17 protein-coding genes are annotated in these 22,075 nt (G+C 70.8%); 11 read left to right on the top strand and 6 right to left on the bottom strand.

What is annotated here, in order from left to right; translation table 11 throughout:
• The first annotated feature begins 294 nt into the window (after positions 1-294).
• From metH to WBK31_RS09265, 8 genes are all read left to right on the top strand, one after another.
• The gene (gene metH, locus WBK31_RS09230) at positions 295-3,759 is read left to right on the top strand and encodes a methionine synthase (protein ID WP_364065433.1); all 3,465 of its coding nucleotides are present in this window, start codon (positions 295-297) and stop codon (positions 3,757-3,759) included.
• 105 nt (positions 3,760-3,864) lie between these two features.
• Complete coding sequence (locus WBK31_RS09235) at positions 3,865-4,509, top strand: HAD family hydrolase (RefSeq protein WP_406674635.1); 645 nt, start codon at positions 3,865-3,867, stop codon at positions 4,507-4,509.
• Positions 4,510-4,609: 100 nt separating this feature from the next.
• Positions 4,610-5,107: a cellulose synthase gene (locus WBK31_RS09240; protein WP_364065430.1), complete on the top strand. Its 498-nt coding sequence runs from the start codon at positions 4,610-4,612 to the stop codon at positions 5,105-5,107.
• Between the two features lie 238 nt (positions 5,108-5,345).
• Positions 5,346-6,338: an ABC transporter permease gene (locus WBK31_RS09245; protein WP_364065427.1), complete on the top strand. Its 993-nt coding sequence runs from the start codon at positions 5,346-5,348 to the stop codon at positions 6,336-6,338.
• Positions 6,339-6,388: 50 nt separating this feature from the next.
• Positions 6,389-8,149, top strand: a complete 1,761-nt coding sequence (locus WBK31_RS09250; RefSeq protein WP_364065425.1) for an ABC transporter substrate-binding protein — start codon at positions 6,389-6,391, stop codon at positions 8,147-8,149.
• Between the two features lie 87 nt (positions 8,150-8,236).
• Positions 8,237-9,250 carry an ABC transporter permease gene (locus WBK31_RS09255; protein WP_364065422.1) on the top strand — a complete coding sequence of 338 codons (1,014 nt, stop codon included), beginning with the start codon at positions 8,237-8,239 and terminating at the stop codon, positions 9,248-9,250.
• Entirely contained in the window at positions 9,247-10,272 is a 1,026-nt protein-coding gene (locus WBK31_RS09260) for an ABC transporter ATP-binding protein (protein WP_364065420.1), read from the top strand. The genes WBK31_RS09255 and WBK31_RS09260 overlap by 4 nt, the downstream gene beginning before the upstream one ends.
• 32 nt (positions 10,273-10,304) lie before the next feature.
• On the top strand, positions 10,305-11,291 hold the full coding sequence (locus WBK31_RS09265) for an ABC transporter ATP-binding protein (RefSeq protein WP_378790272.1): 987 nt from the start codon (positions 10,305-10,307) through the stop codon (positions 11,289-11,291).
• A 36-nt stretch (positions 11,292-11,327) separates the two neighbouring features.
• Here WBK31_RS09265 and WBK31_RS09270 read toward each other — a convergent pair whose 3' ends face one another.
• From WBK31_RS09270 to WBK31_RS09280, 3 genes are all read right to left on the bottom strand, one after another.
• The gene (locus WBK31_RS09270; RefSeq protein WP_364065417.1) at positions 11,328-12,011 is read right to left on the bottom strand and encodes a response regulator transcription factor; all 684 of its coding nucleotides are present in this window, start codon (positions 12,009-12,011) and stop codon (positions 11,328-11,330) included.
• Positions 12,008-13,180 (bottom strand): sensor histidine kinase, encoded by a 1,173-nt coding sequence (locus tag WBK31_RS09275; RefSeq protein ID WP_364065944.1) that lies wholly within the window; start codon positions 13,178-13,180, stop codon positions 12,008-12,010. The genes WBK31_RS09270 and WBK31_RS09275 overlap by 4 nt, the downstream gene beginning before the upstream one ends.
• Before the next feature lie 95 nt (positions 13,181-13,275).
• Positions 13,276-14,049 (bottom strand): RecB family exonuclease, encoded by a 774-nt coding sequence (locus tag WBK31_RS09280; RefSeq protein WP_406674636.1) that lies wholly within the window; start codon positions 14,047-14,049, stop codon positions 13,276-13,278.
• A 242-nt stretch (positions 14,050-14,291) separates the two neighbouring features.
• Here WBK31_RS09280 and WBK31_RS09285 point away from each other — a divergent pair, with 242 nt between their 5' ends.
• Together WBK31_RS09285 and WBK31_RS09290 are read left to right on the top strand one after the other, a co-directional pair.
• The gene (locus WBK31_RS09285) at positions 14,292-15,386 is read left to right on the top strand and encodes a site-2 protease family protein (RefSeq protein ID WP_364065411.1); all 1,095 of its coding nucleotides are present in this window, start codon (positions 14,292-14,294) and stop codon (positions 15,384-15,386) included.
• Between the two features lie 345 nt (positions 15,387-15,731).
• Entirely contained in the window at positions 15,732-17,225 is a 1,494-nt protein-coding gene (locus WBK31_RS09290; RefSeq protein ID WP_406674637.1) for an FHA domain-containing protein, read from the top strand.
• 557 nt (positions 17,226-17,782) lie between these two features.
• On the opposite strand, the gene WBK31_RS09295 is transcribed toward WBK31_RS09290, so the two are convergent.
• The 3 genes from WBK31_RS09295 to WBK31_RS09305 form a co-directional block, all read right to left on the bottom strand.
• Complete coding sequence (locus tag WBK31_RS09295; RefSeq protein WP_406675467.1) at positions 17,783-18,544, bottom strand: sugar nucleotide-binding protein; 762 nt, start codon at positions 18,542-18,544, stop codon at positions 17,783-17,785.
• Positions 18,545-19,177: 633 nt separating this feature from the next.
• Positions 19,178-19,681, bottom strand: a complete 504-nt coding sequence (locus WBK31_RS09300; RefSeq protein ID WP_406674638.1) for a hypothetical protein — start codon at positions 19,679-19,681, stop codon at positions 19,178-19,180.
• A 273-nt stretch (positions 19,682-19,954) separates the two neighbouring features.
• Positions 19,955-21,046 (bottom strand): GNAT family N-acetyltransferase, encoded by a 1,092-nt coding sequence (locus WBK31_RS09305; RefSeq protein ID WP_406674639.1) that lies wholly within the window; start codon positions 21,044-21,046, stop codon positions 19,955-19,957.
• A 55-nt stretch (positions 21,047-21,101) separates the two neighbouring features.
• On the opposite strand from WBK31_RS09305, the gene WBK31_RS09310 reads away from it, so the two are divergent.
• Positions 21,102-21,953: a tRNA (adenine-N1)-methyltransferase gene (locus WBK31_RS09310; RefSeq protein ID WP_364065398.1), complete on the top strand. Its 852-nt coding sequence runs from the start codon at positions 21,102-21,104 to the stop codon at positions 21,951-21,953.
• The last annotated feature ends 122 nt before the right edge of the window (positions 21,954-22,075 follow it).

Below are 22,075 nucleotides of genomic sequence, written 5' to 3' on the forward strand. Positions count from 1 at the left end.
GCCACGGGCCGGATCGGCACGCGCAACCCCAGGTCGAAGGCCCTTCCGCCGGGCGCGGGACGCTCGCGCGCGGCCCGCGTGCGGCCTCGCGCGCGGGCGTGCGGAGCGCGCGGGCGGGCGCCGCACGTTCGCGACCCGCGAACTCGACGGGCGCACCCCATCCCCATTCACCCGAAATCGGGAATAAAACCGAGCGCATCGCAAACACCCCGAAAACCCCGAGTTCAGGCCGCTTACGACGCGCGGAAACGGCGCACGACCGGCGCTCGAGGCGCACCCGATAAGCTGAACCTCATGAGCATCTCCCCGTCCTTTCGAGAAGTGTTGTCCCAGCGCGTCATCGTGGCCGACGGGGCTATGGGCACGATGCTCCAGGCGCAGGACCCCACGCTCGACGACTTCCATGGTCACGAGGGCTGCAACGAGGTGCTCAACGTCACCCGGCCCGACATCGTGCGCGGCGTCCACGACGCCTACTTCGCCGTCGGTGTCGACTGCGTCGAGACCAACACCTTCGGCGCCAACCTCGCCGCGCTCGGCGAATACGACATCGCCGACCGCGTCTACGAGCTCTCCGAGGCCGGCGCCCGCATCGCCCGCGAGGCCGCCGACCACTGGTCCACGCCCGACCAGCCGCGTTTCGTGCTCGGCTCCATGGGCCCAGGCACCAAGCTGCCGACGCTCGGCCACCTGCCGTACGCGAGCCTGCGCGACGCCTACCGCGACAACGCCGCCGGCCTGATCGCGGGCGGCGCCGACGCGCTGATCATCGAGACCTGCCAGGACCTGCTCCAGGTCAAGGCCGCCGTCGTCGGCGCCAAGCGGGCCATCGAGGCGGCGGGCCGCGACATCCCGATCATCGCCCAGGTCACCATCGAGACCAACGGCGCCATGCTGCTCGGCTCCGAGATCGGCGCGGCGCTCACCGCCATCGAGCCGCTCGGCGTCGACGTCGTGGGCCTCAACTGCGCGACCGGTCCCGCCGAGATGAGCGAGCACCTGCGCTACCTCGCCCGCCACTCGCGGCTCAAGCTGTCCTGCATGCCCAACGCCGGCCTGCCCGTGCTGACCGCCGACGGCGCCCACTACCCGCTGACGGCGCAGGAGCTGGCCGACGCCCACGACTCCTTCACCCGCGACTACGGCCTGTCCCTGGTCGGCGGCTGCTGCGGCACCACGCCCGAGCACCTGCGCCAGGTGGTCGAGAAGGTGCGCGGCAGGCAGCCCGTCGCCCGCCGCCCCCGCCCCGAGCCGGGCGCCTCCTCGCTCTACCAGACCGTCCCGTTCCGGCAGGACACCTCCTACCTCGCCATCGGCGAGCGCTGCAACACCAACGGCTCCAAGGCGTTCCGCGAGGCCATGCTGGAGGGCCGCTGGGACGACTGCGTCGAGATGGCGCGCGAGCAGGCGCGCGGCGGCGCCCACATGCTCGACCTGTGCGTCGACTACGTCGGCCGCGACGGCGTCGCCGACATGAAGGAGCTCGCCTTCCGCTTCGCCACCGCCTCCACACTGCCGATCATGCTCGACTCCACCGAGCCGGCGGTGCTGCAGGCCGGCCTGGAGATGCTGGGCGGGCGCGCCGCCGTCAACTCCGTCAACTACGAGGACGGCGACGGCCCCGACTCCCGCTTCCAGAAGATCATGCGCCTGGTGCGCGAGCACGGCGCCGCCGTGGTCGCCCTCACCATCGACGAGGAGGGCCAGGCCCGCACCGCCGAGCACAAGCTGCGCGTGGCCACCCGGCTGATCGAAGACCTCACCACCAACTGGGGCATGCGGGTCGAAGACGTCATCGTCGACTGCCTGACCTTCCCCATCGCCACCGGCCAGGAGGAGACCAGGCGCGACGGCCTGGAGACCATCGAGGCGATCCGCGAGCTCAAGCGCCGCTACCCCGGCGTACAGACCACGCTCGGCGTCTCCAACATCAGCTTCGGCCTCAACCCGGCCGCCCGCATGGTGCTCAACTCGGTGTTCCTCAACGAGTGCGTCAACGCGGGCCTCGACTCGGCCATCGTCCACGCCTCGAAGATCCTGCCGATGGCGCGCATCCCCGACGAGCAGCGCCAGGTCGCGCTCGACATGGTCTACGACCGCCGCCGCGAGGGCTACGACCCGCTGCAGCGGTTCATGGAGCTGTTCGAGGGCGTCGACGCCGCCGCCATGCGCGCGGGCAAGGCCGAGGAGCTGGCCGCGCTGCCGCTGTGGGAGCGGCTCAAGCGCCGCATCATCGACGGCGAGCGCAAGGGACTGGAGGCCGACCTCGACGACGCGCTCGGCCAGCGGCCCGCCCTGGAGATCATCAACGACGTGCTGCTCGACGGCATGAAGACGGTCGGCGACCTGTTCGGCTCCGGGCAGATGCAGCTGCCGTTCGTGCTCCAGTCGGCCGAGGTGATGAAGGCCGCCGTCGCCTACCTCGAGCCCCACATGGACCGCGTCGAGGGCGAGACCAAGGGCCGCATCGTGCTCGCCACCGTCAAGGGCGACGTGCACGACATCGGCAAGAACCTCGTCGACATCATCCTGTCCAACAACGGCTACCACGTGGTCAACCTCGGCATCAAACAGCCGGTCTCGGCCATCCTCGAGGCCGCCGACGAGCACAAGGCCGACGTCATCGGCATGTCCGGCCTGCTGGTCAAGTCGACGGTCATCATGAAGGAGAACCTGGAGGAGATGAACTCCAGGGGCCTCGCCCAGCGCTACCCCGTGCTGCTCGGCGGCGCCGCCCTGACCCGCGCCTACGTCGAGCAGGACCTCGCCGAGCTGTTCGAGGGCGAGGTGCGCTACGCCCGCGACGCGTTCGAGGGGCTGCGGCTGATGGACGCGTTCATGGCGGTCAAGCGCGGCGAGGAGGGCGCGACGCTGCCGCCGCTGCGCGAGCGGCGCGTCAAGACCGGCGCCACGCTCGTCCGCACGCCCGTCGAGGAGCTGCCGGCCCGCTCCGACGTCGCCACCGACAACCGGGTGCCGAAGGCGCCCTTCCACGGCGACCGCGTCGTTAAGGGCATCTCGCTGGCCGACTACGCCGCCTTCCTCGACGAGCGCGCCCTGTTCCTCGGCCAGTGGGGGCTCAAGCCCACCAGGGGCGGCGAAGGGCCCGGCTACGAGGAGCTGGTCGAGACCGAGGGCCGGCCGCGGCTGCGCATGTGGCTCGACCGCATCCAGACCGAGGGGCTGCTGGAGGCGGCCGTCGTCTACGGCTACTTCCCGTGCGTCTCCGAGGGCGACTCGCTGATCATCCTCGACGAGTCCGGCGGCGAGCGCACCCGCTTCACGTTCCCGCGCCAGCGCCGCGACCGCCACCTGTGCCTGTCCGACTTCTTCCGCCCCAAGGACAGCGGCGAGACCGACGTCGTCGGCTTCCAGGTCGTCACCATGGGCGCGAAGATCAGCCAGGCCACGGCCGAGCTGTTCGCCAAAGACGCCTACCGCGACTACCTCGAGCTGCACGGCCTGTCGGTGCAGCTCACCGAGGCGCTGGCCGAATACTGGCACGCCCGGGTGCGCGCCGAGCTCGGCATCGGCGGCGACGAGTCGCTCGACGACATGCTCAAGGTCAACATCCAGGGCTGCCGCTACTCGTTCGGCTACCCGGCCTGCCCGAACCTGGAGGACCAGAAGCAGCTGTTCGAGCTGCTCGGCCCCGAGCGCATCGGCGTGACGCTGTCGGAGGAGTTCCAGCTCCACCCCGAGCAGGCCACCTCGGCGCTCGTCGCCCACCACCCTGAGGCGAAATACTTCAACGTCTGACCGCCCGGTCCCGCCCCGCGCCGGCATCGGGCGGTTCGCCGTGCGCGCAGGGCGGCAGGTCAGCGACGTCACGGCACGAACCGCCAACCGATCGGGGAGCGATACATGGACGCCGTCTTCTTCGACATGGACGGCCTGCTGGTGGACAGCGAACGCGTCTGGCTGGAGATCGAGACCGGGGTGATGGCCAGGCTCGGCGCCGCCTGGACGCCCGAGCACCAGGCCAACCTGGTGGGCGGCTCCATGGAGCGCACCGTCGACTACATGCTGGCCGTCTCGGGCGCCGACGTGCCGCCGGAGAGCATCCGCGCGTGGATGACCGACGGCATGGTGGCCAGGCTCCAGGACGGCGTCCCCGTCATGCCCGGCGCCTCCGAGCTGCTCGACGCGCTGCGCGACGAGGGCGTGCCGGTGGGACTGGTCACCTCGTCGGTCCGGCCGATCGCCGACGCCGTGCTCAAGAGCGTGGGCAGGGAACGCTTCGACCTCGTCGTGACCGCCGACGACGTCACCCGTACCAAGCCGGACCCCGAGCCCTACCTGACGGCGGCCCGGCGGCTCGGCGTCGAGTCGGCGCGCTGCGTCGTGCTGGAGGACTCGCCCAACGGCGTGGCCGCGGCCACGGCCGCCGGCTGCGCCGTGGTGGCCGTGCCGAGCCTGGTGCCCGTCGAGGAGGCCCCCGGGCGGCTCGTCGTGCCGTCCCTGACCCGCGTCGGGGTCGCGGACCTCAGGGCACTTCTGGGGTCATAGGGACGTTCCCCTAGGGGAGAAGTGGTTCTCGCGGAGGAGGCGGGAACGCCTCCGCGTGCCAGGATGGAAAGCACGAGCCACGGACTAGGGGACGTCTGACATGGAGACCTTCAACGCGATCGCCTGGCTGCCGCTGTGCGCAGGAGTGACCATCGCCGGGCTGGTGCTGGCCTTCCTGGCGTTCCGCCGCAGAGGCGCGGCCGCCGGCCTGCGCGTGACGGCGTGGGCGCTGCTGCCGATGGCCGCCTACCTCACCGACGCGTTGCAGTCCCTGTGGACGATCGGCACCACCGCGGTGCGCTTCGTGACCGGCCTGGTGTTCAACCCCTCGGTGTGGGCGGGCGTGGCGCTGGCCGGGCTGTCGGCGGTGCTGTTCGTGGTGTCGGGCGTGATGCGCGGCAGGAAGCTGGCAGGGGCCCGCAAGAAGCAGGGCGGCGAGTCTCCGCAGGCAGGAGCCGCCGCGACGGCCACGCGGCCCGCCCAGCAGGCCACCGCGGCCGCCAAGCCGCAGCCCGCCGTGAGCCCCAAGAAGACGAGCTCCGCCGACGACGACTTCTCCGACATCGAGGAGCTGCTGAAGCGGCGCGGAATCAGCTGAAGCCGGCGCGCCGCGCGGCTATGTCACGGTTCCGAGACTTAACCGGAACGCGCTCTAGACATTCGGTTCAAGATCGATACGAATGAGTTTCGCAACAATCACAGATTAGCCACATCGCGTCTGGAGGGACTAGTCAGCGCAGCTCAGGCCATAGATTCTGCCTCCTGAGGTCGCGTCATGCGGTCTGTAGTTCACTACGCAGAGACTGCGTCGTCTTGTCAGCAGGGGGCATTACGGAATGACCGCACCGCTTGACGTTCCCGGTTCCACAGCCGAGGCGAACCCGGAGGCTGTGCTCACCGGAGCGGGCAAGTCCATCCAGGGCCGTTCTCTCACCCGGATCGCCTGGATGCGGCTGCGCCGTGACAAGGTCGCGCTCGGCGGCGGCATCGTCGTCATCCTGCTGATCCTTGTCGCGATCTTCCAAGGGCCGATCATCAGCGCGTTCGGCCACCCGCCCCTGGAGTTCCACCAGGACCAGATCGACCCCAACACGCTCCTGCCCAAGGGCGCGTTCGGCGGCATGAGCAGCGAATACCTGCTCGGCGTCGAGCCGGTCAACGGCCGCGACATCTTCAGCCGCATCGTCGCAGGCGCCTGGATCTCGCTGCTCATCGGCTTCCTCGCCACCATGCTGTCGGTGATCATCGGCACCACGCTCGGCGTCATCGCCGGATACTTCGGCGGCTGGGTCGACCAGATCATCGGCCGTCTCATGGACGTCTTCCTCGCCTTCCCGCTGCTGGTCTTCGCCATCGCGCTGGCCGGCGTCATCCCCGACAAGGGATTCGGACTGGAGGGCAACGGGCTGCGCATCGCCATGCTGATCTTCATCATCGGCTTCTTCAGCTGGCCCAGCATCGGCCGCATCGTCCGCGGCCAGACGCTGTCACTGCGCGAGCGGGAGTTCGTCGACGCGGCCAAGAGCCTCGGCGCGCGCCACGGCTACATCCTCTTCCGCGAGGTGCTGCCGAACCTGATGGCGCCCATCCTGGTCTACGCGACCCTGCTCATCCCGACCAACATCCTCTTCGAGGCCGCGCTGTCGTTCCTGGGCGTCGGCATCAACCCGCCCACCCCGACGTGGGGTGGCATGCTCTCCGAGGCGGTCCGCTTCTACACACTGCCCCACTTCGTGCTCTTCCCGGGGCTGGCGATCTTCATTACGGTCTTGGCGTTCAACCTGTTCGGCGACGGGCTGCGGGACGCCTTCGACCCTCGGGCGCACTGAGTTCCGCCAACGCTTCATCCCCCGCATCTCACTCACCAAGGGGTTAGTCAATGAGAAGGAAACACGCACTGGCCGGAGCCGCGACAGCGGCCGCCCTGGTGCTCTCCGCCTGCGGCGGCGGAGGTGGCAACGCCTCCCAGCCCGCCCAGTCGGCCTCTGGCGGTGCCGCGCAACCCGCGTTCAACGCCGCTCTGACCCAGGTCTACAACCCGTCCACCAAGAAGGGCGGGACGCTCAAGGCGGCCCACTCATCCGACTGGGACAGCCTCGACCCGGGCGACACCTACTACGGCTACTCGTTCAACTTCGGCCGCTTCTACTGGCGGACGCTGACGACGTACAAGCCGGGCCCCGGCCCCGAGGGCAACACCGTCGTCCCCGACCTGGCCGAAGGGCTCGGCCAGCCCAGCGACGACGGCAAGACCTGGACGTACAAGCTCAGGAGCGGGCTGAAGTTCGAGGACGGCACGCCGATCACCGCCAAGGACGTGGCCTACGCGGTGGCGCGCTCCTTCGACAAGGAGACCTTCCCGCACGGCCCCTCCTACCTCAACGAGCTGCTCGACTGGCCGAAGGACTTCAAGGGCGTCTACAAGACCCCCGACGTCGACTACAGCTCCGCCGTCGAGGCGCCCGACGACACCACGGTCGTCTTCCACCTGAAGAAGCCGTTCGCGTCGATGGACTACATCGTCCAGATGCCGATGACGGCTCCGGTGCCGAAGGACAAGGACACGGGCGCCAAGTACAAGGAGCACGTGATCTCCTCGGGCCCGTACAAGTTCGAGACCAACGAGATCGGCAAGCGCTTCACCCTGGTCCGCAACGACCAGTGGGACCCGGCGACCGACCCGATCAGGCCCGCCCTGCCGGACCGCATCGAGGTGCAGCTCAACGTCAACGCCGACGACCTGGACAACCAGCTCATCGCCGGTGACATCCACCTCGACATCCCCGGCACCGGCTTGCAGCCCGCCGCGCTCGGCAAGGTGCTGCCGGACCCGCAGCTCAAGGCCCGTACGGACAACCCGACGATCCCCAGGCTCTGGTACGTCTCGGTCATCCCCGACACGGCGCCGCTCGACAACGTCGAGTGCCGCAAGGCCGTCATGTTCGCCGCCGACCGCGTCGCCAACCAGACCGCCTACGGCGGCCCGCTCGCCGGTGGCGACATCGCCACCAACGTGATGCCGCCGCCCATCGTCGGCCAGGAGAAGTTCGACCTGTACGCCAGCCCCGACAACAAGGGCGACGTCGAGAAGGCCAAGCAGGCCCTCGCCGCCTGCGGCCAGCCGAACGGCTTCTCCACCACCATGACGTACCGCTCGGACCGCCCGCGTGAGAAGGCGCTCGCCGAGGCCATGCAGCAGGCCCTGGCCCGGGTCGGCATCAAGCTCACCCTCAAGGGCTTCCCGGCCTCCAGCTACTTCTCCGACTACGCAGGCAACGTCGACTACGTCAAGAAGAACGGCATCGGCCTGGCCACCCACGGCTGGGGTGCCGACTGGCCCGACGGCTACGGCTTCATGCAGGCGATCGTCGACAGCCGCACCATTCGCAAGGCCGGCAACTATAACCTCAGCGTCAAGAACGAGGAGGTCGACAAGCTGATCGACCAGGCCTCCGCGGAGCTGGACGCGACCGCCCGCGGCAAGCTGTGGGTCGAGGTGGACAAGAAGGTCATGGAGGACGCGTCCATCCTGCCCGTGGTGTGGGCCAAGTCCCTGCTCCTGCGCGGTGAAGGCGTGACGAACATCGCCTACAACGAAGGCCAGAGCATGTACGACTACATCTTGCTCGGCGTCGAGTGACCAGGCGAGGTTCGGGGATCTAACGAAGGCAGGTGAAGGCAGGAGTGGCCCGCCCGCCAGCGCGGGCGGGCCACTCGGCCGGTAGCGGTGGTCACATACATCATCAGGCGTCTGATCGGCGCGATCGCCATGCTCATCCTGATCAGCATGGTCACGTTCGGCATCTTCTTCGTCGTGCCGCAGTGGGCCGGGGCGACACCCGAGGCCCTCGCGTCGCGGTACGTCGGGCGGGCGGCCACGCCGGAGACCGTCCACCTGGTGGCCGAGCGGCTCGGCTTCTACGACCCGGTGGTCGTGCAGTACGGCAGGTTCGTCAAGGGCCTGGTCGCCGGTGCCGAGTACGACTACGGTGCGGGCGTCGAGCAGTGCCCCGCGCCCTGCTTCGGCTACTCCTTCATCAGCGGCCAGCCGGTCTGGCCCGACCTGCTCGACCGCATGCCGGTCACCTTCTCGCTGGCCATCGGCGCGGCCCTGCTGTGGGTCGTGGGCGGCGTCAGCGTCGGCGTGCTGTCGGCGCTGCGCAGAGGCAGCTTCTTCGACCGGCTCTCCATGGGCACCGCCCTGGCGGGCGTCTCGCTGCCCATCTTCTTCACCGGCATGATCTCCCTGGTCGTCTTCAGCTACGGCCTCGGCTGGACGCCGCCGGGCGGCGCGTGGACGGACTTCACCGAGAACCCGGCGCAGTGGGCCTACAACCTGCTGCTTCCGTGGATCACGCTGGCGTTCCTGTTCGCCGCCACGTACGCGCGGCTGACCCGGGCGGGCATGCTGGAGACGATGGGCGAGGACTACATCCGCACCGCGAGAGCCAAGGGCCTGCGGGAGAACCAGGTGGTGGTCAAGCACGGCCTGCGCGCCGCGCTCACCCCGATCCTGACCCTCTTCGGCATCGACTTCGGCCTGCTCATCGGCGGCGCCGTCCTCACCGAGACCACCTATACTCTGCCCGGGCTCGGCCAGTTCGCCATCCTGGCGATCAGGAACCAGGACCTGCCGCAGGTCATGGGTGTCGTGCTCGTCGCCGCGGGTTTCGTGGTGGTCGCGAGCTTGGTCGTCGACCTGCTGTACGCCGTGGTCGACCCGAGGGTGAGGTTGGCATGAGCTTCCTTGACGTCAAGGATCTGAAGATCCACTTCCCGACCGACGACGGTCTCGTCCGCTCCGTCGACGGGCTGTCGTTCAGCGTCGAGCGGGGCAAGACCCTCGGCATCGTCGGCGAGTCCGGCTCCGGCAAGAGCGTGACCAGCCTCGGCATCCTCGGCCTGCACAAGGGCGGCAGGGCCCGCATCTCCGGCGAGATCTGGCTCGACGGCGAGGAGCTGATCGGCGCCTCCGCCGAGCACGTGCGCCGGCTGCGCGGCAAGAAGATGGCGATGATCTTCCAGGATCCGCTGTCGTCGATGCACCCCTTCTACACCGTCGGCGACCAGATCATCGAGGCGTACCGGATCCACAACGACGTCTCCAAGCAGGTCGCCCGCAAGCACGCCATCGACATGCTCGGCCGCGTCGGCATCCCCGAGCCGGCCAAGCGCGTCGACAGCTACCCGCACGAGTTCTCCGGCGGCATGCGCCAGCGCGCCATGATCGCCATGGCGCTGTCGTGCGACCCCGAGCTGCTCATCGCCGACGAGCCGACCACCGCGCTCGACGTGACCGTCCAGGCGCAGATCCTCGACCTGATGCGCGACCTGCAGCGCGAGTTCAACTCCGCGCTCATCGTCATCACCCACGACCTGGGCGTGGTCGCCGAGCTGTCGGACGACATCCTCGTCATGTACGCCGGCAAGTGCGTCGAGTACGGCAGCACCGAAGACATCTTCTACCGCCCCGAGCACCCCTACACCTGGGGCCTGCTGGGCTCCATGCCGCGTCTCGACCGCGAGCCCACCGAGCGGCTGCTGCCGATCAAGGGCTCGCCGCCGTCCCTGATCAACGTGCCGCCGGGCTGCGCCTTCCACCCGCGCTGCCCGTACGCCGAGCGCACCAAGGGCAAGGCCACGACCGAGGTGCCGGCCCTCGCCGAGACCGAGGGCGGCCACCTGGTGCGCTGCCACATGAGCAGGGACGAGCGGCAGAGCCTGTGGGCCAACGAGATCAAGCCAGTGCTGGAGACCCAGTGAGCGACAACGAGCTGCTTCTTTCCGTGCAGAACATGGAGAAGCACTTCCCCGTGACCAAGGGCCTGTTCAAAAGGCAGGTCGGCGCCGTCAAGGCGGTCGACGGCATCAGCTTCGACGTGTACAAGGGCGAGACGCTCGGCCTGGTGGGGGAGTCCGGCTGCGGCAAGTCCACCACGGGACGCCTGGTCACCCGCCTGCTGGAACCCACCGGCGGCAAGGTGATCTTCGAGGGCCAGGACATCACGCACATGAGCCAGAGCAAGCTCCGGCCGCTCCGGCGCGACATGCAGATGATCTTCCAGGACCCGTACTCGTCGCTCAACCCCCGCCACACGGTCGGCGCCATCGTCGGCGCGCCGTTCCGCATCCAGGGCGTGCGCACCGAGAACGGCATCAAGAAGGCCGTCCAGGAGATCCTGGAGATGGTCGGGCTCAACCCCGAGCACTACAACCGCTACCCGCACGAGTTCTCCGGCGGCCAGCGTCAGCGCATCGGCATCGCCCGTACGCTCGCGCTCAAGCCCAAGCTGATCATCGCCGACGAGCCGGTCTCCGCGCTCGACGTGTCCATCCAGGCCCAGGTCGTCAACCTGCTCGAAGACCTCCAGCGCGAGCTGGACCTCACCTATGTCGTCATCGCCCACGACCTGTCGGTCGTGCGGCACATCAGCGACCGCGTCGCCGTCATGTACTTGGGCAAGATCGTCGAGGTGGCCGACCGCAAGCGGCTGTACAACTCGCCGATGCACCCGTACACCAACGCCCTGCTGTCGGCCGTGCCCGTGCCCGACCCCAAGGCGCGCAAGGAGCGCGAGCGCATCCGGCTCACCGGCGACGTGCCGAGCCCGCTCAACCCGCCGCCCGCCTGCCGCTTCCACACCCGCTGCTGGAAGGCGCAGGAGATCTGCAAGAAGGTCGAGCCGCCGCTGCAGGAGCTGGCCGGCGGCCACCAGGTGGCCTGCCACTTCCCGGAGAACGCCCCCGAGGAGTCCGCCGCCTCGGCGCCCGCCGCCGGCTGACGACGGCCTCCACGCACGCGCCGGGCGCCGCTCAGCTCAGGAGCCGGCGCCCGGCGTGATCAGGCCCGTCTCGTACGCCAGCACGACGGCCTGCACCCGGTCGCGCAGCCCCAGCTTCGTCAGCACGTTGCCGACGTGCGTCTTGACCGTCGTCTCGCTCACCACGAGCTTGGCCGCGATCTCGGCGTTGGACATGCCCCTGGCGATGAGCCGCATCACCTCGAGCTCCCGCTCGGTCAGCCGGTCCAGCCGCGCCGGGGCGGCCTGCTCGTACGCGGGCGGCAGCTTCGTGGCGAACCTGTCGAGCAGCCGCCGCGTCACGCTCGGCGCCACGATGGCGTCGCCCGCCGCCACCACCCGGATCGCCTGCACCAGCTCGTCGGGCGGCACGTCCTTCAGCAGGAACCCCGACGCTCCCGCCCGCAGCGCCTCCACGATGTACTCGTCGAGGTCGAACGTGGTCAGCACCAGCACCTTCGGCACGTGCGCGGCCGGCGCCGCCTCCCGCACGATCCTGCGGGTCGCCTCGATGCCGTCGACCCCCGGCATCCGGATGTCCATCAGCACCACGTCGGGCAGCAGCGCGCGGCACTGCTCCTGCGCGTCCTTGCCGTCGCCCGCCTGCCCCACCACCGTGATGTCGGGCTCGGCCTCGAGGATCAGGCGGAAGCCTGTGCGCAGCAGCGGCTGGTCGTCCACCAGCAGCACTCTGATCGTCATTGGCCGTCCTTCAACGGGAACCTCGCCCGCACTTCGAAACCGCCCCCCGGCAGCGGACCGATGTTGAGGATTCCACCATAGAGCGTGACACGTTCGCGAATGCCCACCAAGCCGTGCCCCGGAGGCTCCGTCTGGTCCTCCTTGACGCCCACGCCGTCGTCCTCCACGCTCACGTCCAGCTCGCCCGGCAGGTAGCGGACCGTCACCACCGCCTTGGCCCCCGGGCCCGCGTGCCGCAGGCTGTTGGTGAGCCCTTCCTGGACCAGCCGGTACGCCGCCAGGTCCACCCCCGCGGGCAGCGGCACCTCCGTGCCCTCCACCTGCAGCCGCACCGGCAGCCCCGCCTCGCGCATCTGCTCGACCAGCGCAGGCAGGTCCTTCACGGCCGGTTGCGGCCCCAGCTCGGCCTGCCCGTCGGTGCGCAGCACGCCCACGATGTTGCGCATCTCCGTCATCGCCAGCCGCCCGGTGTGCTCCACCGCCGACAGCGCCTCGCGGGCCAGCTCGGGATCGGTCTCCAGCACCCGCCGCGCCGCCGCGGCCTGCACCGTCATCACGCTCACGTGGTGAGCCACCACGTCGTGCAGCTCGCGGGCGATCCGCGAGCGCTCCTCGGCCCGCGCCGCCCTGGTGTCGGCCGCGTGCGCGCGCTCCAGCCGCGCCGCCCGGTCCTTCAGCTCCTCCATGTACGCCCGGCGCAGCCGCAGGCTCCTGCCCGCGCCCCAGACCGCCACCAGCACCACGACGACGATCACGTACTCGTTCCAGCCCACCGGGCCGACCGGGCCCGCCGCCGCCCCCGTCAGGTACGCGGTCAGCGCCACCGCCAGCGCCACCAGCGAGATCGCCAGGCCACGATGCGAGGCCACCGAGTACAGCAGCACCATCCCCGACAGGCTCGCCGTGCCCGTGCCGTAGCCGAGCCCGCTCAGCAGCGCCTCGGGCGCCAGCCCCGCCCACAGGGCGCTCAGCGGCCAGCGCCGCCGCACCACGATGGGCGCGCACGACAGCACCACCAGCGCCACCCCGAACGCGTCGGGCGGCCGCATGCCGTGCACCGGCAGCCCCTCGGCCTGCAGCCGCTCGGGCCCGTACAGCACGAACAGCGAAACGGATGCCGCGGCCACCACCCCGGCCAGCACCGCGTCGTGGAGCCTGCTCCGATCCATCCGCACCGCTTCACTGTAAGACCAGGTGAGAGCCCGCAACCTCCTACCTCGGGAGGATTGCACCGTCATCCGGGCCGGTGCGGCGGGGCCGGCGCTCAGTCAGAGCTCGTCGGTCGCCGACCGCCGGGTGCTGCGCACGGTGTCGCCGGGCTGCCGGTCGGGCACCGGGGAGGGGTGCCGCCGAACTCCGGGCACAGCGCCTGATGGTCGCACCAGTCGCACAGCCGGCTGCGGCGCGCCCGCCACTCGCCGGTCTCCAGCGCCCGCTCGATCGCCGCCCACAGTGCCGTCACCTTGCGCTCGGTGGCCAGCAGGTCGGCCTCGTCGGGCGCGTACCGCAGCACCTCGCCCTGACCGCCCAGATAGACCAGCTGCAGCAGCCGCGGCACCTGGCCGCGCAGCCGCCACAGCACCAGCGCGTAGAACTTCATCTGGAACAGCGCCTTGGCCTCGAACTCCGGGCCCGGCGCGCTGCCCGTCTTGTAGTCGACGACCCGGATCTCGCCGGTCGGCGCCACGTCGAGCCGGTCGACGTAGCCTCGCAGCATCAGCCCGCCGTCGAGCACCGCCTCCACGTACAGCTCCCGCTCGGCCGGCTCCAGCCGCGTCGGGTCCTCCAGCGTGAAGTAGCGCTCCAGCATGCCGCGCGCCTGCGCCAGCCACTCCGCCTGCTCCGCCTCGTCGGCGAACATCTCGGCGTATTGAGGCTCCTCATCCAGCAGCCGCCGCCACTGCGGCTCCAGCAGCTCCAGCGCCGCCTGAACCGAACGCCGCGGCGCGGGAAGGTCGTACAGACGCTCCAGCACCGCGTGGACCACCGTGCCGCGCACCGCCGCCTGCGACGGCTTCTCGGGGAGCTGATCGATCACCCGGAAGCGATAGAGCAGGGGGCAGGTCATGAAATCGCCCGCCCGGGACGGGAGAGAGCTCCGATGATCACCGGCTCGGTCAAGGTCATGCACCGCACTCTAGGTCAAGACGCCGACAGAATAACCTTCGCGCAACGAGGATCACGTGATCCGGCGCGTAGCATCAAGGCAGCAACAGCACGTTTGGGACGAGGAGTGCGGTGAGCGAGCAGAGGCCGCGACAGGAGTTCTCCGGTCTACGCATGGGCAGACCCTTCGGCATTCCGGTGTACGTCTCCTGGACCTGGTTCCTGGTGGCGGGCTTCATCACCATGATGTTCGGCCCGCAGATGCGGCAGATGCTGCCGCAGCTCGACGAGTTCGCCGCCTACGGCGTCGCCTTCCTCTTCGCGGTCCTGCTGTACGTCTCGGTGCTGCTGCACGAGCTGGCGCACAGCGTGCTCGCCAAGGCGTACGGGCTGCCGGTGCGCCGCATCACGCTCTACCTCCTCGGCGGCGTCTCCGAGATCGAGAAGGAGCCGCCCACGCCCGGCAAGGAGTTCATGGTGGCCGCCGCGGGCCCCATGCTCTCGCTCGGGCTGGCCGGGCTCGGCCTGCTCGCCGACGTCTTCCTGATCAACGGCGGCGGCATTCTTGAGGTGCTCACCTGGCAGCTGTGGTTCGCCAACCTCATCGTCGGCGTCTTCAACCTGCTGCCCGGGCTGCCGCTCGACGGCGGCAGGATGCTGCGCGCCGGCGTGTGGAAGGTGGCGGGCAGCCCCGGCTCCGGCACCGTCGTGGCCGCCTGGGGCGGGCGGGTGCTGGCCGTGCTGCTCATCGCCTTCCCCCTGGTGACCGCGCTGACCAGCGAGCGCGAGTTCGACCCCGTCGACCTGCTGTGGCCGATGGTGCTCGCCTCGTTCATCTGGATGGGCGCCACCCAGTCGCTGCGCGTCGCCAAGATCAAGGAGAGGATTCCGCAGGTCAACGCCCGTACGCTGGCGCGCAGGGCGATCCCCGTCACCGCCGAGACGCCGCTGTCGGAGGCGCTGCGCCAGGCCGCCGAGGCGCGCGCCGGCGCGCTGGTCGTGGTCGATCACGAGGGCAAGCCGCTGGCGATCGTGAGCGAGGCCGCCGTCCAGGCCACCCCGGAGCACCGCCGCCCCTGGGTGAACGTCGCCTCGCTGGCCAAGACGCTCGAACCCACCATGATCTTGAACGCCGACCTGGCGGGCGAGGCCCTCATCGAGGCCATGCGCGACGCCCCGGGCAGCGAGTACCTGCTGGTCGAGCGCACCGGAGAGATCTACGGCGTGCTCGCCACGTCCGATGTGAACAGGGTTTTCATCGGCGTCTGATATGTCCCACTCGTTTAACCGGCTGCCCATGGATAGGGTCGTGCCCAGCAGTTTCGCACCGGCTCACCGCCGGTCCCCGTGCGATTACTGCGATGTGACGACTGGCCGATAGTGTTCTGTTTGGCCAAACTTGCACAGTTAAGAGGTTTGTTGCGGCCCACCGGTTCATCGAATCGAGACGACGGGGCCGCGACACGGCCTCTGCGTCTGGGTATGCGTATGGCTGGTGGCCAGCACGGCAGTGCGGGGTGCCGTAACATCGCCGGCTTCCGGGGAGGAGAGTTGAGTGACCGAGCGCAGCGAGGGCACCAATGAGCGCAGCACGGTCGTCTTGAGGGAGGACGCATGACCGACCATGGATTCGGAGTGGTGCGTCCGCTTCCTGGAAACGGGCTCGTCGCCTACATGGGCGGGCTGCTGCTGGTGTGCGACTCGGGAGAATCCGCCGCCGACGCGCTGATCGAAGCGCTTCGCGAGACCGCCGAGTCCGGCGGCGACGGCCGCGCGCTGGCGCGCCGCGCCGCGCAGGTCCTGGCGGCCGACATGGCGGGCGACCCCGCCACCTGCGCGGTCGCGGGACCGGTCGGCGACGGCGTCGCCGTCCTCGTCAGCGGATCCGCATCCGCCACCGTCACCACCCAGGCAGGCGAGACGCGCCTGGCCGGCAGCGACAGCCTGACCTGGGCCGACCGCCTCGTCAACGGCCCGGTCGAGCGCGTCGAGCTCAGCCTGCCCGGCGCGGGCGGTCCTCACCCCGCCGTCCGCTTCGACGGCGGTGTCGTCCACGGCGGCGGCATCATCGGCGACCTCACCGACCAGCCGCGGCAGGCCGCCCCGGCCAGGATGCTGACCAGCGAGATGCCCGCCACCGGCCTCCACATGGAGCCCGACCTCATTCAGCCGCCCGCCCAGCCGCCCGCCCAGCAGCCGGCCGAGCAGCCCCAGCCGCAGCCTGCCGAGCAGCGGCCCCCCTACCCGCTGGCCGACCAGCCGCCGGTCACGCCCGGCCCGCCGTCGGGCCCGCAGCCCGCGCCCGCCGAGCAGCCCCCGTTCCAGCCCGAGCCCGCCTACCAGCAGCAGGACTCCGGCTACCAGCAGGAGCAGCCGGCCTACCTCACGCCGCCCGAGCCGCCTTTCCAGCCGGCGCAGGAGCAGCAGCCGCCCCAGCCCGAGCAGCAGCAGTTCCCCACCTTCGACGAACCGCAGCCCGCCTCGGGCAACGGCTCAGGCGACCACCCGGTGCCCCAGCCCATGGGCCCGCCCGACCACTACGACCAGCCGGCGCCGCCCGTGCTGGGCACCCCCGACCCCTACGACCAGCCCGGCCAGCCCCCACAGCAGCAGGAGCAGCCCGAGCACGGCGACCGGCCCATGGTCTACGGCGTCGACTGCAAGAACGACCACTTCAACGACCCGCGCTCGCCCTACTGCGCGGTCTGCGGCATCGCCCTCGTGCAGCGCACGCTCGTCCCCTATAAGGGCCCGCGCCCCTCGCTCGGCGTCCTCATCCTCGACGACGGCACCACGCTGCCCCTCGAGACCGACTACCTGCTCGGCCGCGACCCCGAGCGCGCGCCCGAGGTGGCCGGCGGCAGCGCCAGGCCCGCCAAGGTGACCAGCCCCGACGGCTCGGTCTCCCGGCGCCACCTGCGCGTCGCCCTCGACGGCTGGGACGTCAACCTGGTGGACCTGGGCTCCGTCAACGGCACCCAGATCCAGCCGCCCGGCGACCCCAACTTCTACGACATCCCGCCGAACGAGCCCGTCACCATCGCCCCCGGCACCACCGTGCGGGTGGGCGTCTCCCGGACGCTCCGCTTCGAGGCGCACCGGGGCTAGCTCTCGTCGCGGACGCCCGCGTCCAGTGCACTGAGCGCCGGACGCGGGCGTCCGCGCTCTGCACGGGGTCTTAGGTTTGCGCAGGGCACGAGGTCACCCGGCGTCGCCCGGCGCATCGAACGTCGCCCTTCGGCCGCGGAGGGACGTGAGGCGGCGGCTTCGAGCAGGAAGATCGAGCAGGGCCGCACCCGCGCGGCACACGGACGCCCACGCCCGCGGAACCGCCGCGCTGATCTTGAATGGTCTCGGGGGTGGCCGGCGCGGACGCCCACGTCCGCGGGGCCGCCGCTGCAGACCCGGCACCCCGTGACGCGCCGCACCCTCGAATCGGTGCGGTGTGCAGGGTCCCGCTCTCCGGGAAGACCGCACGGACGCTCACACCCCGTGGCACGAAATCCAGGGCTTTCGCCGGCGGCATCTGCGACGGACCGGACGCCGGTTAGCGGAGGCCGGAGCGTCGTGCTGCGGATGAGAGGAGCGGGCGGTGTGCCCGGCACCCGGCCATGAGGGCATCCCCCAGGCCCTGTGCACGTGCCTGGGCGGGCGATGGCGACGGGTCAGGAGTGGCCGGGGGCCAGGAACTCGGAGGCGGGGCGGAGGCGGGTGTGGAGCCTGCGGCGGGTCGCCGAGCAGTCCAGGCGGACCTCCAGCGGCCCGCGCACTCCGCCGGCGGCGCGTAGCCCCGGGCGCAGGCGCTTCTCGTCGAGGCCGTCCCTGCGGGCGATGAGCAGGCCCAGCTCGTAGCGGCTCAGAGCCTGGTCCCCGGCCGCGTGGTGCACGCCGGGCAGGCCCCGCTCGGCGATCTCCAGCAGCGCCGCCGCCAGGTCCGAGACGTGGACGGGACACCGTACGTCGTCCGTGAACAGCACGCCCGTGGCCGAGCCGGTCGCCAGCGAGCGTACGAAGGCCTCGTGCGCCGAGGCGCCGTGACCGACGATCAGGGACGTCCTGACGATCGCCGCCCCGGGCACCAGGGCCCGCACGGCCGTCTCGGCCGCCGCCTTGGCCGCCCCGTACGGGTTGACCGGGTCGGGCAGGCACGTCTCGTCGTAGGAGGGCGCGTCGCCCGAGAAGACGGCGTCACTGGAGACGTGCACCAAGCGGCCACCCGAGGCGGCGACGGCGGCCGCCACGTTCGCCGCGCCATCCGCCGTGGTCGCCCAGTCGCCCGACCGGTACGCCACATTGATCGTCACATCGGGACGGAAGCCACCGATCACGGCCGGCACAGCCGCCCGCGACCGCACGTCCAGCCGAAACCACTCACACGTCCCGCATCCGCTTGCCGCTCCCGGCGCCGGGCTCGGCCCACCGGCCACGGTCGTCGGGCTCGGCCGCGTCCGCAGGTCAGGCCCGAGCCGCTCACCCGGCGCAGGTCCGCCTGTCGCTGCCGCTCCCGGCGCCGGGCTCGGCCCGCCGGTCACCGGGCGCCCGTCCGCCGTGACCGGCTCTGGGCTCGGGCCGTCGCTTCCCGGGCGTACGTCCTGCGCGGGCCCGTTCGTGCGGGGCGTGCCGGGGCCGGGTGGCGATGAGAAGCGGGTCGCGGCCACCGTGTGGCCCTGGGCGGCGCAGAGCCGTACCAGCTCGCCGCCGAGAAGACCGCTGCCACCCACGATGAGCACCCTCATGGACGGCCACGCTACAGCCGCTCAAGTGCCCAGCAGGCTCTCGGGGCGGCGCGCGTCCCTCCGGCGGAGCCGTGCCCTTGCGAGGGGGCGGGCCGGGAGGGCCGGATCCCCGGGCGCGGACGGGGATCCGGCGGTCGCGGGGGAGGGAGGAATCGGCTGCCGAATTCCGCGCTCCCGGCAATTCACATATGTCTGCGTGCCCAGTAGAAATCGAAGATCTTTCGTCGGCTGAATGCGATTGACGACTGCTTTTCCGGGAAAAGCGCCTGAGAACCGGCCGTCCGCATCCGGTGATCCGGCCTGTCCCCAAGAGCGCCGCCGGGATCAGCGCGGAGACGGCCGGAAGGCCCGTACGCTGCGTAACAGCCGCACCGCCGCCTCCATCCCGCTGGCCGCCTCCAGAGCCCTCCCGGCGGCGGTGGCGTACCGGCTCAGCAGGTGCTCGTCCGCGTCGGAGAACTCCCGTCCCGCGACCCACACGAAGGCGTGATCGCACGCCGACGCCGGCACGGACGCGGCCAGGAAACCGGGCTCGCCCACCGACCGGTCCGCAGAGAGCCGGAGGGCCGCCGCCGAGACGGCCAGCTCCTTCAGCACCCCCGACTCGTGCAGCCACGGCCGCAGGCGCAGCGGATCGCCGGGCGGGCCGTGCACGTGGACGCAGCACGCCTCCTCCCGCAGCGGGTCCACGCGGACGAACCCGGCGTACGCGGCGCCCGCGACCGCGGCGGCGGCGCGCGCCAGCCGATCGATCAGGTCGGTGAGCTCCACGCCGGAGAACACGGTGATGAGCTCACGCACGGCGATATCGACACGGTTGTATGGCATCGCGGTGCTCCCTCGAGGCGGGGAGTGGGCGAGATCGCGCAGCCCGTTCGCGAAACTCGCCCGCGGGGTTCCCTGACTATCGCCCTCGATGCGGCACTTGGCCAGCCCTCAAGAGGAAATCGGGATTTTTGCCCGCTCTTAACGCCTTTCCTGCCGCAACTGCACCATACGTCCCCAAAACGGAAAGGCCCTCAGGCCGCCCCGGCCTCGCCGCTATCCCTCCGGCCGGCTCCGAACTCCTCTTCCGGCCCCTGGGAGGGCAGGCAAGACCCCTCAGGAGGAGCGCAGGACCGCCCAGTGCACGTCGTCGCCCCGCGTGCCGTCCGGGCGCGGCAGCAGCTCCCGGTGCAGCCCCTCCCGCTGGAACCCGGCACGTTCCAGCACCGCCTGCGAGGCGAGGTTGCCGGCGTCGGTCCCGGCCACGATCCGGTGCAGCGGCGTGGCGGCGAACGCCCAGTCCACCAGCAGCCGTACGGCCCGTGTCATGAACCCGCGCCCGCGGAAGCCCGGCAGCAGCGAGTAGCCGATCATCGCCTGTCCCAAAGGAGGCGCGACCTCCATGAGCTGCAGATGCCCCGCGAAGGCGTCGGAGGCGGCGTCCCTGATCGCCAGCTCGATGCGCTGCCCCGACACCCACCAGTAGCCGGTGTAGCGGCAGCGCCGCTCGTCGTCCTCCAGCGACCGGGGCGGGCTCACCGAGTACGCGGCCACGCTCGGCTCGGCCATCATCCGGTGGAAGTCGCCCGCGTCCTCGACGGTCAGCGGCGCGAGCCGCACCACGCCGTCGCTCAGCTCGCCGCCGGGGAAGAACGGCAGGTACGGCTCCGTGCGCGCGCCCGCCTCGCCCCGGAGCCTGGCGAACGTCACCAGGTCGGCCCAGCGGCCGTCGCGCAGCCGCACGGCGTCGCGCCGCCGCCCCTCCTCGACGAACCCGGCACGGCAGGCCGCCAGCAGCGCCGCGACGTTCTCCACCTCGGCCTGCAGCTCGACCCTGCGCACCCCGCGGTCGAACAGCCAGTCGGTCACCGCCCGCGCCGCCGTCGCCGCCACGCCCTCACCGCGCGCCCACGGCGCCACCAGGAAGCCCATCTCGGCCGTCTCCCAGTGGTCGGGCGGGCTCACCCAGACGGCGCCCGCGTACCGGCCGTCGCGCGTGATCGCGAAGGCGGCGCCGCCGTCCTCCCAGCGCATCGCCGCCCGCTTGATCTCCTCGCGGGCCTCCTCCACCGAGTACGGCCACGGCAGCCCCGGCAGGAACCGCGCGGTGACCGCGTCGCCGCAGGCCTCGGCGATCGCGGGCGCGTCCGCCTCCACGGGAGGACGCAGGATCAGCGGGCCGGCGGAGATCACATCGCGAGGGAGCATCCCCCATAGATATCGTGCGTCCTGACGCCCCCGAAAGCCCTATAACCTTGCCGCCATGGGTTTCCGCAGGCATGGGCCTTTCCAGGTGGGGGATCAGGTGCAGCTCACCGACCCCAAGAACAAGCGCCACACGATCACGCTCAAAGAGGACGGCGTCTTCCACACGCACAAGGGCGCCATCCCGCACAGCGATCTGATCGGACAGCCGGAAGGCTCCGTGGTGCGTTCCTCCGGCGGCACCCAATACCTCGCCTTCCGCCACCTGCTGCAGGACTACACGCTCGCCATGCCGCGCGGCGCGGCCGTGATCTACCCCAAGGACGCCTCGATGATCGTCGGCATGGCCGACATCTTCCCCGGCGCCAGGGTCATCGAGGCCGGCGTCGGCTCGGGCGCGCTGACGTGCTTCCTGCTGCGCGCGGTCGGCCCCGAGGGCCGCGTCACCTCGTACGAGCGGCGCGAGGACTTCGCCGGCGTGGCGCGCAAGAACGTCGAGAAGTTCTTCGGCGGCCCCATGGAGGACAACTGGCGCCTGGTGGTGGGCGACCTGGCGGACTCCATCGACGAGGCCGACGTCGACCGCGTCATCCTCGACATGCTCGCCCCGTGGGAGTGCCTCGACGCCGCCGCCAAGGCGCTCACGCCGGGCGGCGTGATCTGCTGCTACGTCGCCACGACCACGCAGATGTCCAAAGTGGTCGAGGCCATTCGCGATCACGGGTGTTTCACCGAGCCGCATGCGTGGGAGACCCTGGTTCGCGACTGGCACGTCGAAGGACTCGCCGTACGACCCGATCACCGCATGATCGGACACACCGGGTTCCTCGTCACCGCCCGCCGCATGGCCGACGGCGTGACCCCGCCGCCGCGCCGCCGCCGACCGAAGGGGACGACCGAGGAACTATGACAATTTGGCCACGAGGGTGCGCCGGTGCGTGACACGGGAACAGATCGCCGTGTTCCTATGCTGGGAGTATTAAACGCCCTATTGGGGATTATTCACCGAATACTGATTGTCACTCTACGAAC

The sequence above is a fragment of the Nonomuraea sp. N2-4H genome, from assembly GCF_045291505.1.
Lineage (GTDB): Bacteria > Actinomycetota > Actinomycetes > Streptosporangiales > Streptosporangiaceae > Nonomuraea > Nonomuraea fastidiosa.

What these genes read in the sequence shown, in the direction of transcription:
- metH (WP_364065433.1), top strand. Translation starts at nt 295, where the DNA reads ATGAGCATCTCCCCGTCCTTTCGAGAAGTGTTGTCCCAGCGCGTCATC.
- WBK31_RS09235 (WP_406674635.1), top strand. Translation starts at nt 3,865, where the DNA reads ATGGACGCCGTCTTCTTCGACATGGACGGCCTGCTGGTGGACAGCGAA.
- WBK31_RS09240 (WP_364065430.1), top strand. Translation starts at nt 4,610, where the DNA reads ATGGAGACCTTCAACGCGATCGCCTGGCTGCCGCTGTGCGCAGGAGTG.
- WBK31_RS09245 (WP_364065427.1), top strand. Translation starts at nt 5,346, where the DNA reads ATGACCGCACCGCTTGACGTTCCCGGTTCCACAGCCGAGGCGAACCCG.
- WBK31_RS09250 (WP_364065425.1), top strand. Translation starts at nt 6,389, where the DNA reads ATGAGAAGGAAACACGCACTGGCCGGAGCCGCGACAGCGGCCGCCCTG.
- WBK31_RS09260 (WP_364065420.1), top strand. Translation starts at nt 9,247, where the DNA reads ATGAGCTTCCTTGACGTCAAGGATCTGAAGATCCACTTCCCGACCGAC.
- WBK31_RS09265 (WP_378790272.1), top strand. Translation starts at nt 10,305, where the DNA reads ATGGAGAAGCACTTCCCCGTGACCAAGGGCCTGTTCAAAAGGCAGGTC.
- WBK31_RS09270 (WP_364065417.1), bottom strand. Translation starts at nt 12,011, where the DNA reads ATGACGATCAGAGTGCTGCTGGTGGACGACCAGCCGCTGCTGCGCACA.
- WBK31_RS09275 (WP_364065944.1), bottom strand. Translation starts at nt 13,180, where the DNA reads ATGGATCGGAGCAGGCTCCACGACGCGGTGCTGGCCGGGGTGGTGGCC.
- WBK31_RS09285 (WP_364065411.1), top strand. Translation starts at nt 14,292, where the DNA reads ATGGGCAGACCCTTCGGCATTCCGGTGTACGTCTCCTGGACCTGGTTC.
- WBK31_RS09290 (WP_406674637.1), top strand. Translation starts at nt 15,732, where the DNA reads ATGACCGACCATGGATTCGGAGTGGTGCGTCCGCTTCCTGGAAACGGG.
- WBK31_RS09300 (WP_406674638.1), bottom strand. Translation starts at nt 19,681, where the DNA reads ATGCCATACAACCGTGTCGATATCGCCGTGCGTGAGCTCATCACCGTG.
- WBK31_RS09305 (WP_406674639.1), bottom strand. Translation starts at nt 21,046, where the DNA reads ATGCTCCCTCGCGATGTGATCTCCGCCGGCCCGCTGATCCTGCGTCCT.
- WBK31_RS09310 (WP_364065398.1), top strand. Translation starts at nt 21,102, where the DNA reads ATGGGTTTCCGCAGGCATGGGCCTTTCCAGGTGGGGGATCAGGTGCAG.